The 16,923-nt window shown below is 64.5% G+C and carries 9 protein-coding genes; 7 read left to right on the forward strand and 2 right to left on the reverse strand.

Annotation, left to right across the window (positions count from 1 at the left end; genetic code table 11):
* Positions 1–3 precede the first annotated feature (3 nt).
* Positions 4–1,965: a 4-alpha-glucanotransferase gene (malQ, locus tag AC0L3S_RS13055; RefSeq protein ID WP_473279347.1), complete on the reverse strand. Its 1,962-nt coding sequence runs from the start codon at positions 1,963–1,965 to the stop codon at positions 4–6.
* A 204-nt stretch (positions 1,966–2,169) separates the two neighbouring features.
* Between malQ and AC0L3S_RS13060 the strand changes: the two genes are divergently transcribed.
* The 6 genes from AC0L3S_RS13060 to treY are packed head-to-tail and all read left to right on the forward strand — an operon-like array spanning position 2,170 to position 16,170.
* Entirely contained in the window at positions 2,170–4,116 is a 1,947-nt protein-coding gene (locus tag AC0L3S_RS13060; RefSeq protein WP_473263579.1) for a maltotransferase domain-containing protein, read from the forward strand.
* Between the two features lie 11 nt (positions 4,117–4,127).
* Entirely contained in the window at positions 4,128–7,421 is a 3,294-nt protein-coding gene (gene treS, locus AC0L3S_RS13065; protein WP_473279348.1) for a maltose alpha-D-glucosyltransferase, read from the forward strand.
* On the forward strand, positions 7,414–9,552 hold the full coding sequence (glgB, locus tag AC0L3S_RS13070; protein ID WP_473279349.1) for a 1,4-alpha-glucan branching protein GlgB: 2,139 nt from the start codon (positions 7,414–7,416) through the stop codon (positions 9,550–9,552). Before treS ends, glgB begins: the two co-directional genes overlap by 8 nt.
* A gap of 3 nt (positions 9,553–9,555) precedes the next feature.
* Positions 9,556–11,634 carry a glycogen debranching protein GlgX gene (gene glgX / locus AC0L3S_RS13075; protein ID WP_473279350.1) on the forward strand — a complete coding sequence of 693 codons (2,079 nt, stop codon included), beginning with the start codon at positions 9,556–9,558 and terminating at the stop codon, positions 11,632–11,634.
* Positions 11,631–13,382 carry a malto-oligosyltrehalose trehalohydrolase gene (gene treZ, locus AC0L3S_RS13080; RefSeq protein ID WP_473279351.1) on the forward strand — a complete coding sequence of 584 codons (1,752 nt, stop codon included), beginning with the start codon at positions 11,631–11,633 and terminating at the stop codon, positions 13,380–13,382. Before glgX ends, treZ begins: the two co-directional genes overlap by 4 nt.
* Position 13,383: 1 nt before the next feature.
* Positions 13,384–16,170, forward strand: coding sequence for a malto-oligosyltrehalose synthase (gene treY, locus AC0L3S_RS13085; protein WP_473279352.1), 2,787 nt, complete (start codon positions 13,384–13,386; stop codon positions 16,168–16,170).
* Between the two features lie 3 nt (positions 16,171–16,173).
* Here treY and AC0L3S_RS13090 read toward each other — a convergent pair whose 3' ends face one another.
* On the reverse strand, positions 16,174–16,491 hold the full coding sequence (locus AC0L3S_RS13090) for a polyhydroxyalkanoic acid system family protein (RefSeq protein WP_473263585.1): 318 nt from the start codon (positions 16,489–16,491) through the stop codon (positions 16,174–16,176).
* Positions 16,492–16,676: 185 nt separating this feature from the next.
* Between AC0L3S_RS13090 and AC0L3S_RS13095 the strand changes: the two genes are divergently transcribed.
* Positions 16,677–16,841: a DUF3309 family protein gene (locus AC0L3S_RS13095; RefSeq protein WP_007595743.1), complete on the forward strand. Its 165-nt coding sequence runs from the start codon at positions 16,677–16,679 to the stop codon at positions 16,839–16,841.
* Positions 16,842–16,923: the final 82 nt, after the last annotated feature.

Consider the following 16,923-nt stretch of genomic DNA (forward strand, 5'->3'; position numbering starts at 1 on the left):
CGATCAACGCCCGCCGGGTAACGAGCGTTCCCGTGTCGCGGCCTTCAAAGCCGCGAGATCGACTTTCGAGGCAATCTTGTCGAGCGTCACAGGCAGGCGCTGGCGCCAGTTCGGATGCTCGTCGATCGTACCGGGAATGTTGGGCTGGTCGATCACGCCGAGCAGATCCTCCAGCGACACCGCAAGCAGCCGCGACGGCGTGCGCGACAGGAAGGCGAGCACCGAATAGACATCATTGGCATGGATGCCGTCGGCACGCAGGATCTCGTCGAGCAGGCCCAGCGCATCCCAGCGGGCCTGATCGTTCTCGCCGGGATCGAGCCCGAGCGAGCGCTTCATCTTGAGATCGCTGAAGGAGCGCCAGCCGGCATAGGTCGACAAATCATGGGTGTTCAGCGTCACCAGCGCGTTGGGCCGGTAGTGATCGACGGGCCGGAAGTGACCGGCATCGTCGCGCTCGAACATCATGACGAGGTAGGACCAGATGCCGAAATCCTGCATGGTCTCGCGAAAACCTTCCGGCACCGTGCCGAGGTCCTCGCCGATCACGATGCACTTATGGGCGGCGCTCTCGCGCGCCACCGTCGCCAGCAGCGCCTCGAACGGCATCTGCACATAGGCGCCGTTGTCGGGCTTGAAGCCGCGCGGCACCAGATACAGCCGCTTCAGGCCCAACACGTGGTCGAGACGGATTGCCCCGGAATGGCGCATCGAAGCCGCAAGCATATCGGCAAACGGCACGAAGGATTGCGCCTCCAGGCCGCCGGCGTTGAAACCCGCAAGCCCCCAATCCTGGCCGATGGTGTTGAGCACGTCCGGCGGCGCGCCGACGGCGAGATGGCGGGAAATCGCCCCCTGCTCGTTCCAGGCGTCGAAGCCGTTCGACTGCACGCCGACAGCCACGTCGAGATAGAGCCCGACCCGCATGCCGAGCTGGCCGGCCAGCTCCTTGGCGGCATGCAACTGGCTATCGGCGGTCCATTGCACGAATTCGACGAACTCGACCTCGTGCTTGTCCGGGCCATTGCGCAGCTCGGCGCATTTCGCCTCGTCCGGCTGCTGCCATTCCATCGGCCATTCCCACCACGGCGCCGCGAAGCGATGACGGAGCACCTCGAAGCAGGCAAAACGGGACAACAGCGGCGCGCGAGCCGCGCGGAAGGCGTCGAACTGGTTGCGGCGGACGCCGCTCGCGGTTTTCACGAAGCTGTCGAAGGCGGCGCGCAGGCCGAGCCATTTCAAGGCCGCCATGTCCGGATAGGGCACGCGATCGCCGTCGCGGAGCCGCGCGGCGGTTGCGGCCACGTCGGGGACGAGGTCTGCGGAAAATTCCGGGATCGCCTCGACGTCGATATAGAGCGGATTGAGAAACAGCCGGCTGTTCGGCGAATAAGGGCTGCAATCGGCCGGATGGTCGTCGAACAACACATGCAGGGGATTGAGCCCGACGCCGTCGGCCCCCAACTGCTTGGCGAGCCGGACGAGACCGGCGAGGTCGGTGAAATCGCCGATGCCCCAATTGCGGTCCGACCGGACGCTGTAGAGCTGCACGGCAAGCAGCCAGCCGCGGTCGAAATCGCCGCCGAAGGCCCGCTCCGGCGCCACGATCATCGGCACCTCTTCCGTCACGCCTTCGGCATCGGTCAGCGTCAGGCGGTGATAGCCGAGCGGCAGGCCCGCGGGCCAGGCAATCACGGGCTCGCGCGTCTCACCTTGCGCGATCAAATTGCCGTTGCCGGTCATCTTCCATTTGAGCGGCGGCGCACCGATCGTCACCAATTCGGTGCGCGGCTGTCCCAAGGCGCGGACCACCACGGGCCCGCTGACAAAGCGGTAAACCCGCTTCTCCGGCAGGGCGTCGAGGATAGATTTGAGGGCCACGGGATCGGTGACCCGCAGCTTTCCGAGGGCATCGACGAATTCAGATTGAACGCCCTTGATCCGGGCTTGAGCTAAAAGATCCATTCGGCACGCAGCTTGCAGGCCATTTTTTGGCCGGGGGCATCGATTTTAACGAGGTCGCGGAAGAGGTTAGTCAGGGTCAACTCGCAAGCCGCGCCTGCCGTTCCCCAGGGAACCAATGACACACAAGCGGCTTTCTATAGTGGTATCAAGCGTAGGTTCCCGGCAAGGGAAACGGGCTCCTGCTTTCTTGTCAATGGCATCACCGTGAACAAGACAATTCAAACTGTCGAGAGTGCCGCAGCCGGCAGCACTTTCCTCATCGAGGACGTCTATCCCCTGATCGACGGCGGGCGCTTCCCCGTGAAGCGGATCGCGCGCGAACCGGTCGAGGTCTGGGCCGACATCTACCGGGACGGCGACGCCGTGATCGGCGCAACGCTGATCTGGCGACAGGAGCAGGACCGCGAATGGCAGAGCGAGCCGATGATCCCTCACGGCAATGACCGCTGGTCCGGCGCGTTCACACCCGTCGAGCCCGGCAAATATGTCTATGCGATCGAAGCCTGGACCGACGAGTTCGCGACGTGGTCGCACGCGGTCGCGCGCAAGCAGCGCTCCGGTGCCGATGTCACTCTCGATGCGATCGAGGGCGCGGGCCTCCTGACCAAGGCGCATGGCGCGCAGCAGGACGCCGCCGCTGTCATCGTGAGACAATGCGAGGACTATCTTCAGACCGGCGATGTTGCCCCGCTGCTGGCAACCGAGCTCGGCGCAGCCATGGCCGAGAGCCAGTCGCGGCCTGATCTCACGCGCTCGGCGCTATTTCCGCTGTTCGTCGACCGCGACAAGGCGCGCTTCGGCGCCTGGTATCAGATGATGCCGCGCAGCCAGAGCGTGGTGCCAGGACAGCACGGCACGCTCCGCGACTGCATCGCGCGCGTGCCGGACATCGCCGCGATGGGCTTTGACGTGCTCTACTTCACGCCGATCCATCCCATTGGCCGCACCCGACGCAAGGGCCGCAACAACGCGCCGGTGGCGGGCGACGGCGATCCCGGCTCGCCTTATGCGATCGGCGCCATCGAGGGCGGGCACGATGCGCTGCACCCCGAACTCGGCACGATCGAGGATTTTCGCGCGCTGGTCGCGACCTGCCTGGAATACGGCCTCGAGCTCGCGCTCGACTTCGCCGTGCAATGCTCGCCGGACCACCCGTGGCTGACGCAGCATCCGGAATGGTTCAAATGGCGCCCGGATCGCTCGGTGCGGACGGCTGACGGGCCCTATTCCGATATCGTCATCCCCGATTTCACGTCCGTCGACCGGGCTGGACTGTGGAACGCGTTTCGCGACGCCATGCTGTTCTGGATCGACCACGGCGTCACCATCTTTGCAATCGACAATCACGACACCGCGCCGCTCGCCTTCTGGGAGTGGCTGATCCGTGACATCCGCCGCCGGCATCCCGAGGTGATCCTGTTCTCCAAGACGTTCGCGCGCCCGAAGCTGATGAAAGGCCTCGCCAAGCTCGGCTTTGCACAATCGTTCAGCTATTTCCCCTGGCGCACGGCGAAGTGGGAGCTGGAGCAATATCTCGGCGAGCTGACGCGCTATCCCGAACGTGACTTCTATCGGCCGAACCTCTTCGTGAATACGCCCGATCTTTTGCCCTATCATCTCCAGGGCGGCGAAACCTGGGCGTTCAAATCGCGCGGCGCGCTGGCGGCGACGCTGTCCGGTAATTACGGCATCTACAGCGGGTTCGAGTTGCTGGAGCACGACGCGATCCCCGGCCGCGAGGAGTATCTCGACTCCGAGAAATACCAGATCAAGCAGCGCGACTGGAACAAGCCCGGCAACATCAAGACCTACATCACGGAGCTCAATCGCATCCGCAACGAGAATGCTGCGCTTCAGCAGACGGCGAACCTGCGCTTCCTCGGCATCGAAGACGGCGAGACGATCGCTTTCGTCAAGGAGGCGATCGACCCGACCAACATCGTCGTGGCCGTGGTTGCGCTCTCGCGCCACGTGCGCGAATTCTGGTTGCCGCTCGGCGACGTCACGGTTGACGCCGGCGGGCAGCGACACCATGTGTCGGCACTCGAAAACCTCCTCACCGGCGAACAGGCCCGCATCGAATGGGGCGGGATCAGATTGCGTATCGATCCCGAGCGCGATCCGGCGCTGCTGTTCCGCTGCCTGGCGTAAAGGCGCACGCCATGAACGTATTGTCTTCCGTCGACACCAAGAAAGCCGAGGCTGCCGAGATCGTGGATGAACTCTGGTACAAGGACGCCATCATCTATCAGCTCCACGTCAAGGCGTTTGCCGATAGCAATCAGGACGGCATCGGCGATTTCGCAGGGCTGACAGAGAAGCTGCCTTATCTCCAGGAGCTCGGCGTCACCGCGCTGTGGCTGCTGCCGTTCTATCCTTCGCCCGGCCGTGACGACGGCTACGACATCGCCGATTACGGCGCGGTCAATCCCGATTTCGGGACCATGAAGGATTTCAAGCGCTTCATCCAGGAAGCGCAGAAGCGGGGCTTGCGCGTCATCACCGAGCTCGTCGTCAACCACACCTCGGACCAGCACAATTGGTTCAAGCGCGCGCGCCGCAGCCCTCCAGGCTCGAGCGCCCGCAACTGGTATGTCTGGAGCGACACCGACCAGAAATATCAGGGCACCCGCATCATCTTCACCGACACCGAGAAGTCGAACTGGACCTGGGATCACGAGGCCGGCGCGTTTTACTGGCACCGCTTCTTCTCGCACCAGCCGGATCTCAATTTCGACAATCCGCGGGTCGTCAGCGCCCTGATCCAGGTGATGAAGCGCTGGCTGGACGCCGGCGTCGACGGCTTCCGCCTGGATGCCATTCCCTATCTCTGCGAACGCGAAGGCACCTCGAACGAGAACCTCCCGGAGACGCATGCCATCATCAAGCGGCTGCGCCACGAGCTGGATTCCTACTCCAAGGGCAAGCTGCTGCTGGCCGAGGCCAATCAATGGCCGGAGGACGTGCAGGAATATTTCGGCCGCGGCGACGAGTGCCACATGGCCTACCACTTCCCGCTGATGCCGCGCATCTACATGGCGATCGCGCAGGAGGACCGTTTCCCGATCACCGACATCCTGCGCCAGACGCCGGACATTCCTGCGAGCTGCCAATGGGCGCTGTTCCTGCGCAACCATGACGAACTGACGCTGGAGATGGTGACCGACGTCGAGCGCGACTATCTGTGGACCACCTACGCCAACGACCCGCGCGCCCGCATCAATGTCGGCATCCGCCGGCGCCTCGCGCCGCTGATGGACAATGACCGGCGCAAGATCGAGTTGATGAACTCGCTGCTGCTGTCCTTCCCGGGAACGCCGATCATCTATTACGGCGACGAGATCGGGATGGGCGACAACATCTATCTCGGCGACCGCAACGGCGTGCGCACGCCGATGCAGTGGAGCCCGGACCGCAACGGCGGCTTCTCGCGCTGCGACCCGGCCCGCCTCTATGCGCCGCTGATCATGGATCCCGTCTACGGCTACGAATCGGTGAACGTGGAGGCGCAGTCGCGCAGCCTGTCGTCGCTGCTCAGCGCAACCAAGCGCCTGATCTCGGTGCGCAAATCGACGCTCGCCTTCGGCCGCGGCACCATGACCTTCATCCGCCCGGCCAACCGCGCCGTGCTGGCCTATGTCCGGCAGTACCGCGACGAGGTGATCCTCTGCGTCGCCAATCTGTCGCGCGCGGCCCAGGCGACCGAGCTCGATCTGTCGCCCTGGAAGGACCGCATCCCGCAGGAGATGCTCGGCCGCACGCGTTTTCCGGCGATCGGCGAACTGCCCTACATGGTCACGCTGGGGCCCTATGGCTTCTACTGGTTCCAGCTCACCGAGCGCGACAAGTCCGAGCCGGTGACGCCGCGCGCGGTGCCGGAATTCGAGACGCTGGTGGTGCCGGTGAACTCGACCTGGGTGTCGCTGGCGCGCGAGCGCGGCGTGTTCGAGCACGAGGTGCTGCCGGGATTCCTGTCGCGCACGCGCTGGTATCCGGAGCACAATCCCAAGCAGATCAAGCCGACGCTGACCTCGGCGGTGCCGTTCTGCGACATCGGCGACAACAGGCCCTGGATCGCGTTCTTCGAGGCGGCGCAGGGCGACGTCACCACGCGCTACGTGCTGCCGATGCAGATCGAATGGGTGCGCTTCGACCGCGAACGCTTCAATCCCAGGGCGCTCGCCGCCGTGCGCCAGGGTGCCCGCGAAGGCACGCTGCTGGATGTGGCAACCGAGCAGATCTTCATTGGCCTGTTCCTGCGCAACCTGTCGCAGAACCTGGTGGTGGAAGAAAACAATCTGCGGCTGGAGTTCAAGGCGACCAGCCGGTTTGCCGAGTACACCATCAAGGAGCCCGAACGCATCCGCGCGATCGAGCAGTCGAACAGCACGGCGCTGGTCGACAACCAGTATGTCGCCAAGATCTATCGCCAGCTCGAAACCGGCATCAATCCCGAGATCGAGATCGGCTCCTACCTCACCGAAATCGCCCGCTTTGCCAATACGCCGGCACTGCTCGGCAGCGTCGAGCTGGTCGAAGACGACCGCCGCAGCGCAGTCGGCGTGCTGCACGCCTATGTCGAGAACCAGGGCGACGGCTGGGGCGTCACCGCGGGCTATCTCGACCGCTATATCGACGAGCAGCGGGTGCTGCCACCGGGCGAGATGCCCCGCGAGACCCAGGAGCAAGCGCCTTATCTGCACTTCATCGCGCAGATCGGCCGGCGGCTCGCCGAGCTGCATGTGGCTCTGGCCGCCGCAAAGCCAGGCGATCTCGCGCCGGAGCCGATTGGCTCCGCACAAATCAAGCGCTGGTCATCCGAGCTCAAGGCACGGGCCGAGCGGGTTTTCGAGCGGCTGGCCGCCAGCACCGACGGCCTGCGGGAGGTGGACCGACCGCTGATCAATCAGCTCGTCGCGGAGCGCGCGTCCCTGTCGGGCCGGCTCAACGCGCTATTACCTTCCGAGCCCGGCGGGTTGAACATCCGTCATCATGGCGACTTCCGCCTCGGGCAAACTCTGATCGTGAAGGACGATATCTTCATCATCGACTTCGACGGAGATCCGCATTTACCGCTGGCCGACAAGCGGCGCAAGCTGCCTGCGGCGCGCGACGTTGCTGGCCTGATCCGCTCGATTGATCTTTCGGTTAACGCGGCGCTCCACCGCGCGCTCACGGGTGCCTCCGACGAACAGGGCCGTCTCACGGCTGCGCTCGACGAATGGCGCGAGCGCACCACCGCCACGTTCCTCACCGCCTACCGCGAAGCCATGACCGATCGGCGGCTGTGGCCGGAAGATCCGCAATCCGCGGCAGGCCTGTTAAGGTTTTTCCTGCTTGATCAAGCGTTCGAGGAAGTAGAGTACGAGCTGTCCCACCGGCCTGAGGGGCTCCATGCGCCGCTGTCCGGACTGCTTCGCATTCTGTCCAGTATCGAGAGCGAAGCCCATGCCTAAACTCCCTGCCGAGGCCTATGCGATCATCGAGGGTCGCCACTCCGATCCCTTCCACTATCTCGGGCTGCATCCCGAGGGCGACAAGAGCGTGGTGCGCGCGTTTCTTCCCGATGCCTCGAACGTCGAAGCGGTGGGCGAGCACGGCGAGGTGGCGAAGCTCGATCGTGTCCATGATGCCGGCCTGTTCATCGGCGCTCTACCGAACGGCGCGAAGCACTACCAGCTCCGCGCGAAATTCGGCGACAACGTCATCGAATTCGAGGACACCTATCGCTTTCCGCCGATCCTGACCGATTTCGACCTCTATCTGCTCGGCGAAGGCACCCACCAGCGCCTTTACGACAAGCTCGGCGCGCATCCGATGCGACTCGAAGGCATCGATGGCATCGGCTTCGTGGTGCTGGCGCCCAACGCCCGGCGTGTCTCCGTGGTCGGCGACTTCAACTTCTGGGACGGGCGCCGCCATCCGATGCGGGTGCGCGGCGCGGGCTATTGGGAATTGTTCATCCCGCACGCAAAGGCCGGCGACCACTACAAGTTCGAAATCATCGGACCGCATGGCCATCTGCTTCCGCTGAAGTCCGATCCGATGGCCTTTGCAAGCGAGGTGCGGCCGAAGACCGCTTCCATCGTGTTCGACGAAGCGCATCTGCCCCGGCCGCGACCGGCGCCCGACGGCATCAACGCGTTGTCCGCGCCGATGTCGATCTACGAGGTCCATCTCGGCTCATGGCGGCGCAAGAACGGCAATGAATGGCTGACCTATCGCGAGCTGGCCGAGCAGCTGCCGGCCTACGCCCGCGACATGGGCTTCACCCATCTCGAATTCCTCCCGGTGAGCGAGCATCCTTTCGACGGTTCGTGGGGCTATCAGCCGACCGGGCTGTATGCGCCGACCAGCCGCTTCGGCACGCCGGAGGATTTTGCCGCGCTGGTCGACGCCTGCCACCGCGAGGGCGTGGGCGTGCTGCTCGACTGGGTGCCCGGCCACTTCCCGGACGATCCGCACGGGCTCGGCAGCTTCGACGGCACGGCGCTGTACGAGCACGCCAATCCGCTCCAGGGCCGCCATCTCGATTGGGGCACGCTGATCTACAATTACGGCCGCACCGAAGTGACGAACTTCCTGGTCTCGAACGCGCTGTTCTGGCTCGAGCGCTACGCGATCGACGGACTGCGCGTCGACGCCGTCGCGTCCATGCTCTACCTCGACTACAGCCGTCCGCCCGGCGCCTGGATTCCGAACCAGCATGGCGGCCGGGAGAACATCGAGGCGATCGCGTTCCTGCGCCGCTTCAACACCGAGCTGTTCGCGCGTTTCCCGCAAGCGACCACGGCCGCCGAAGAGTCCACCGCCTGGCCGCAGGTCTCGCGTCCGGTCGAATTCGGCGGGCTCGGCTTCGGCTACAAATGGAACATGGGCTGGATGCACGACACGCTGAACTACATCAGCAAGGACCCGATCCACCGCAAGCATCATCACGGCGACATCCTGTTCGGCCTGCACTACGCCTTCTCGGAGAACTTCGTCCTGCCGCTGTCGCATGACGAGGTCGTGCACGGCAAGCGCTCGATCCTCGGGCGCATGCCCGGCGACGAATGGCAGCGCTTCGCGAATTTGCGCGCCTATTACAGCTTCATGTTCGGCCATCCGGGCAAGAAGCTGCTGTTCATGGGCGCCGAGATCGCGCAAAGCCGCGAATGGAATCACGACCAGTCACTCGACTGGCACTTGCTCGAATACAAGCCCCATTCAGGCATCCAGGCGCTGATCCGTGATCTCAACCGGCTCTATCGCGCGGTACCCGCGCTGCACCAGATGGACTGCGAGCAGGCCGGGTTCGAATGGCTGATCACCGACGACGCCAACCGCAACGTGTTCGCATGGCTGCGCAAGGGATTTGACGAGCACGCGCGGTGCATGGTGATCGTCAACTTCTCACCCAACGTCTATCGCAACTACCGCGTTCGCGCGCCCCTCAGTGGCAAGTGGAAGGAAGTCTTCAACTCCGACTCCGCCCATTACGGCGGCAGCAATGTCGGCAACATCGGCGAAGTCCACGCCATCAATGGCGAGCTCCGCCTCACCATTCCGCCGCTCGCTGCGATCTTCCTCGTTCCGGAAAGCTGAACGATGCGCCTGACTGCTGGATCGCCCGCACGCCTCGGCGCAAGCTGGGACGGACGCGGCACCAATTTCGCGCTGTTCTCCGCCAACGCGCAGAAGGTCGAGCTGTGCCTGTTCGACATGCAGGGCCGCCGCGAACTCGAGCGCGTCGAGCTGCCGGAGCGCACCGAGGATGTCTGGCACGGCTATCTCAACGACGTCTCGCCCGGCCAGCTCTACGGCTACCGCGTGCATGGCCCCTACGAGCCGGAGCACGGCCACCGCTTCAACGCCAACAAGCTGCTGCTCGACCCCTATGCCAAGCGGCTTTCCGGGCGGCTGGTCTGGAGTGACGCGCATTTCGCCTATCGCACCGGAAGTCCACGCGAGGACCTGTCGTTCGACCGGCGCGACAACGCGCGCGGCATGCCGAAGGCCGTCGTCGTCGACGAGACCTTCAACTGGGGCCGTCGCGAGATCCGGCCCAACATTCCCTGGGAAGACACCATCATCTACGAGGCCCACGTCAAGGGACTGACACAGAAGCGCGACGACGTGCCGCCGAATTTGCGCGGCACCTATGGCGGCCTGTCCTCGCCGGCGATGATCGAACACCTGAAGAAGCTCGGCGTCACCACCGTGGAGCTTCTGCCGGTGCATAGCTTTGTCGATGACCGCATCCTGGTGGAAAAGAAGCTCGCCAATTACTGGGGCTACAACACCTTGTCCTTCTTCGCGCCCGAGCAGCGCTACGCCCAGGACAACGCCCTCGATTCCTTCCGCACCACGGTCGCACGCCTGCACGATGCCGGCATCGAGGTGATGCTCGACGTCGTCTACAACCACACCGCCGAGGGCAATCACCTCGGCCCGACGCTGTGCTACCGCGGCATCGACAACGCCTCCTATTACTGGCTCAACCGCGAGAACCCGCGCTATTACGACGACTTCACCGGCTGCGGCTCGTCGGTGAACCTCACCCATCCGCGCGTGCTGCAGATGGTGATGGATTCCCTGCGCTACTGGGTCGAGGTCTGCCACGTCGACGGCTTCCGTTTCGACCTCGCCACCACGCTGGCGCGCGGGCCGAACGGTTATGATCGCGGCAGTTCGTTCCTGACCGCGATCCGCCAGGACCCGGTGCTGGCGAGCGTCAAGCTCGTCGCCGAACCCTGGGACCTCGGCCTCGGCGGCTATCAGGTCGGCGCATTTCCCTCGCAATGGTCGGAGTGGAACGACCGGTACCGCAGCGCCATGCGCCGCTACTGGAGCGGCGAAGGCAGCCTGATCGGCGACATCTCCAGCCGCATGACGGCGTCCTCCGACCTGTTCAACCACGATGGACGGCGGCCGCGCGCCAGCGTCAACCACATCACCGTCCATGACGGTTTCACCCTGGCCGATCTCTTCAGCTACAACGAGAAGCACAACGAGGCCAATGGCGAAGACAATCGCGACGGCTCCAACGACAACCACAGCAACAATTGCGGTGTCGAGGGTCCGACCGACGATCCCCAAATCGTCAGCTTGCGCCGGCAGCTTCGCAAGAACGTGCTGGCCTGCCTCATGCTGGCGCAGGGCATTCCGCTGATCCTCGCCGGCGACGAGGTCGGGAATTCGCAATCAGGCAACAACAACGCCTATTGCCAGGACAACGAGGTTGGCTGGGTCGGCTGGGACAATCTCGGCAAGGACGGCGACGACATGGTCGATTTCGTCGCCGAGCTCGCCGAAATCCGCCGCCGGTTCTCGCAGCTTCGCAGCCATCGCTGGCTCGACGGCCGCCCCAAGGACGGCATCTCCTACGGCGCGCTGTGGCTGACGCCGGCCGGCGACGAAATGACGGAAAGCGACTGGAAATTCCCGGAAGGGCGGTTCCTCTCCTATGTGATGGGGCCGATGGAACCGGGCAGCGCCGCGATCTTTATCGTACTCAACGCAGCCCCCGAAGAGATCGCATTCAAATTGCCAAAGATGACCGAATACAAGAGTTGGCAGCAAATCCTCAACACGACCGACGCCAAGCTGAACACGGTCGACTTCCTGCCCGGAAGCGACAGCAAGGCGCCGCCGCGCTCCGTGCTCGCTTTCGCGGGGGCGCTATGAGGCCATCCTTCGGGGCGAGGCCGACGAAGGACGGCGTGTCGTTCCGGCTGTGGGCGCCTGCCGCGCGCCGCGTCGATCTCCTGCTCGACAGACGACACGCGATGCAGCGCCGGCAGGATGGCTGGTATGTCGCCGAGATTGCCAATCTGCCCGTCGGCAGCAACTACAAATTCAGGATCGACGACGAGATCGACGTGCCCGATCCGGCGTCTGCATTCCAGCCCGACGACGTGTTCGGCCCGAGCGAGGTGATCGATCACGACGCCTTTGCCTGGCGCGCATCCGATTGGCGCGGCCGTCCCTGGGAAGAGACGGTGCTGATCGAGACGCATGTCGGCACCTTCACCGCGGAAGGCACCTATCGCGCCATGATCGACAAGCTCGATCATCTCGTCGCCACCGGCATCACCGCGATCGAGCTGATGCCGCTGGCCGACTTCGCCGGTCGTCGCGGCTGGGGTTATGATGGTGTATTGTGGTACGCGCCCGACAGCACCTATGGTCATCCCGATGAATTGAAGACGCTGATCGACGAAGCCCATCTGCGCGGGCTGATGGTGTTCCTCGACGTCGTCTATAATCATTTCGGGCCCGAGGGAAATTACCTCGGCCGCTACGCGCCGACCTTCTTCACCGACGCGCACACGCCGTGGGGCAGTGCGATCGATTATCGCGTGCCGCAGGTTCGCGCTTTTGCCGTCGAGAACGCGCTGTCGTGGCTCAGCGACTATCGCTTCGACGGCCTGAGGCTTGATGCCGCCAATCACATCATGGCGATCCCCGGCGAGCAATCGATGCTGCAGGACCTCAGCGTCGCCGCGGGCGAGCTTGCCAAGGCCACAGGGCGGCATATCCATCTCGTGCTGGAGAACGGCGACAATCGCGCGAGCCTGCTCGACGCCGCGCAGGAGCCCCCGAACGGCAAATATCGCGCGCAGTGGAACGACGACTACCACCACGTCTGGCACGTGATGCTGACCGGCGAGCTCGCTGGCTATTACGCGGACTATCAAACACCGCGGCTCGATCTCGCACGCGCGCTCGCCTCCGGCTTCGTCTATCAGGGCGAGATCTCGGAATTCTGGGGCAAGAAGCCGCGAGGCGAGAAAAGCGACGAGCTGCCGCCGGCAACCTTCGTCAACTTCCTGCAAAACCACGACCAGATCGGCAACCGGCCGCTCGGCGACCGGCTCGAAAGCCTCGCATCGCCCAAGCAGATCGAAGCAGCACTCGCGGTGACCCTGCTCGCGCCGATGGTGCCGATGCTGTTTCAGGGCGAGGAGTGGGGCTCCACCGTGCCCTTCCCGTTCTTCTGCGACTTCCAGGGCGGCCTGGCTGACGCCGTCCGCAAGGGGCGCAGGCAGGAATACGCCTGGGCCTACGAGAAGTACGGCGACGAGGTGCCCGACCCGCTCGATCCGGCAACGCTGCAATCGGCTGTGCTCGACTGGACCGGCCACACGCCGGAGCAGGATGCACGTCTCGCGCTGGTGCGGGAGCTGCTCGCTCTCCGCCACAAGGAGATCGCGCCACGACTGAAAGCTGCGCGCTTCGGTGATGCCGCCGTGGCCGATAGCGGCCTGCTCACCGCACATTGGCACATGGGAGATGGCGCGACGTTGCGCCTCGTCGCCAATCTCTCCGACAAGGACGCCGCATATTCCGGCGGTGTGGGCACCCTGATCTGGGACGGCGCGACCGGCGACCGGTTTGCGCCCTGGTCGGTGGTCTGGCGCCTCGGAGTTTGACATGGCTTCAGCCGTTCCTCTCGCAACCTACCGGCTTCAGCTCACCGCGGATTTCGACTTCGACAAGGCCGCCGCGGTCGTGCCCTACCTGAAGGCGCTGGGAATCACGCATCTCTACACCTCGCCGGTGATGAAGGCCCGCAAGGGCTCGACGCACGGCTATGACACCGTCGATCACAGCCAGTTCAATCCGGAGCTCGGCGGCGAGCCCGGCTTCGCCCGGCTGAGCGAGGCGCTGACGCGACACGACCTCGGCCTCATCATCGATTTCGTACCGAACCATGTCGGCGTGCACTTCGCCGACAATCCCTGGTGGCTGGACGTGCTGGAATGGGGCCAAGCCTCGCCGCACGCCGTCTCCTTCGATATCGACTGGGATCAACTGGCTTTCCGCGCCCGTGGCGGCGTGCTGCTGCCGATCCTCGGCGCGTCCTATGGCGAAGCGCTCGAGAGCGGCGACATCGAGCTACGCTACGATCCCGACGAAGGTAGTTTTTCCGCCTGGTATTTCGAGCACCGCCTGCCGATCGCGCCGGAGCGCTATGGCGAGATGCTGCGGATGATCGTGAAGGAAGCCGACGCCGCCGAGACCGAGGCCGGCAAGCGCCTGCTGTCGCTCGCGACCCGCTACACGGGACTGCGCCGCCCCAACCGCAAGGAAGCGCCCGGCTTCAAGGCGGAGCTTAGGGAGATCGCAGGCAGCGCCGATATCATCGCGCGCGGCCTCGGCGCCTATCGCGCCGCCAAGGACCGCCCCGCGCAGACGCTGGCGCTGCATCATTTGCTGGAGCGCCAGCACTACAAGCTCGGGCACTGGCGGCTTGCCTCCAGCGACATCAACTATCGCCGCTTCTTCGACGTCAACGGGCTCGCCGGCATGCGCGTCGAGGATCCCGGCACGTTCGCCGCCACGCACCGGCTGGTGAAGCAACTCATTGCCGACGGTAAACTGCAAGGCATCCGGCTCGATCATATCGACGGCCTGCGTGATCCCGCGCAATATTGCCAGCGGCTGCGCCGGCTGGTGCGCGACGCGCAGGGCACCACAAAGCCGTTCTATACGGTGATCGAGAAAATCCTGTGCGAGCACGAGCGCCTGCCGCATTTCGCCGGCGTCCAGGGCACCACCGGCTATGAGTGGATGAACGCCATCACTCACGTTCTGGTCGACGCCAAGGGGCTGGAGGCGCTGGACGAGACCTGGCGGCAGATCAGCAACCGGCCGCCGCGGCTCGCGCCTTATGTCAAGGACGCCAAACGGCGCGTGCTGGAGACGCTGCTGACCAGCGAATTCACGGTTCTGACCCGCCTGCTTGCGCGCATCGCCAACGGGCACTACTCGACCCGCGACTTTTCCGCCGACAGCCTGCGGCAGGCGCTCGAGCTCTACGTGCTGCATTTCCCGGTGTACCGTACCTACCTGACGACAAGCGCGCCAACCGCAAACGATCGTAAGCTGATCGACGACACCATCGAGCACGCTCGCCGGGAATGGTTCGCCGCGGACGAAGGCATTTTCGACTTCCTGCGCGACGCCCTCACCATGGACTTGCTCAAGCCCGGCCGTCCCCCGCACAGCGCCCCGCGCGTGCGTCGGTTTGCGCTGAAGGTGCAGCAATTCACCGGACCGATGATGGCGAAGTCGCTGGAGGACACCGCTTTCTATCAATTCCACCGGCTGCTCGCCCTGAACGAAGTCGGTGGCGATCCCGCGAGCAAGGGCCTCACCATTCCCGCTTTTCACGAGATCATGCAGACCCGCGCCAGGGAATGGCCGCAAGGGATGACGGCGACCGCCACGCACGACACCAAGCGCGGCGAGGACGCCCGGGCACGGATCGCGGCCTTAAGTGAAATTCCCGGCGAATGGACCAGCGCCGTGGCGCGCTGGAAGGTCCTGAACGCGCCGCACATCGCGCTCGACGGCAATCTGCGCGCTCCGTCGGCCACGTTCGAATACATGCTCTACCAGACGCTGCTCGGCGCCTGGCCGATTGGAGAGACGGCCGATGCCGGCTTCGTCGCGCGTATCCAGGCCTATGCGCTCAAGGCCGCGCGCGAAGGCAAGGAGGAGACCAGCTGGCTCAACCCGCACGAGGCCTATGAGAACGGCGTCAAGAGCTTCATCGCGAAGATCCTCGATCCCGCGCAATCAGGCGAATTCCTGGAGGCACTGAAAACCCTGGCTCGCCGCGTTGCGCTGCTCGGCGCGCTGAACGGGCTGAGCCAGGTCACGCTGAAGGCGACACTGCCGGGCGTGCCCGACTTTTACCAAGGCACCGAATTCTGGGACCTCTCGCTGGTCGATCCCGACAACCGGCGCCCGGTGGATTTTTCCGCGCGACACGCGGCGCTGGGCACGCTGGACAATCCGGATTGGAATCATCTGATCAAGAGCTGGCCGGACGGCCAGCTCAAGCTGGCCTGGACGCGGCACCTGCTCAAGCTACGCAATGAGCTGCCCGACGTTTTCGCGCGAGGCGACTACCAGCCGCTTCAGGTGCGGGGCGCACATGCCGACCATGTCGTGGCCTTTGCCCGCCGCCACGGCCGCACTGCTGCGATCGTCGCTATCGGGCGCCACTTCGCACCTTTCACGCAAGCAGGACGCGAATGGCCGGCGTTCGAGGGGCTCGACGCCACCATCGACGTCACAGGCTATAGCGTGCCGGGATTTGTAGGCAACGATCTGCCGCTCGCGCAGGCGCTTCGCGGTTTTCCAGCTTCGGTCATCCCGGCGCGCCCCGCGGATGCGGCGAAGCCGGTGCGACAGCGCACCCGCGCTTGATTGCTAGCTTTTCGCGTCTTTGCCCAACAGCAGCTGGCCGCGCTTGCGGATCGTGGCCTGAGCCATCTCCGCAAAGCGCTGCAATAGCCAGGGCAGCACCACCTGCACCTTGACATGGTCGTCGGCGACATCGACCTGCCCCGTCGCGATTTGCCCGAGCGCGCGGATGCGGAAATTCATGCTGTCGCCGTTCCAGCGCTCCTCCTCGACCTGCATCACGGGAACGCTGGCGGCAGCACGGCCGAGCCCGGTCTTGAGACGACGCACCGCCTCCTCGCGGCCGAGGCGGTGGGGAATAGAGACGACAAGCGGTGCTGACATGGCTCTGCCCGGTTAGTGATTAAATCTCACATAGTCATGCCCCCCGACACCGCAAAGGTTCCATGCAAGTGGAGCGTGCAACCGGTGTTTCATTGGGGGAACTTTAAAACCTGCGGCAAGTTGCCCTCGCACCACGGGACAGGTTGCAAGAGACCCTTCCAACGAAGGGCTGGAGGAGATTTGGCATGTCTATCGGTACGATCATTCTGATCATTTTGGTCATCGCGCTGCTCGGCGGCTTCAGCGGCATCGGCGGCGGCCCGTTCTACGGCACCGGCTATTACGGCGGCGGCGGCCTCGGGCTCGTCATCGTGATCCTGCTGATCCTGCTGCTGCTGGGACGGATCTAGCCGGGTTCGGTAGGTGGGTTAGCCGCAAGGCGTAACCCTCCTCTTTTCTTTCCGCGTCAACAGAAGTGGTGGGTTACGCTTC

The sequence above is a fragment of the Bradyrhizobium sp. Ken01 genome (assembly GCF_055807355.1).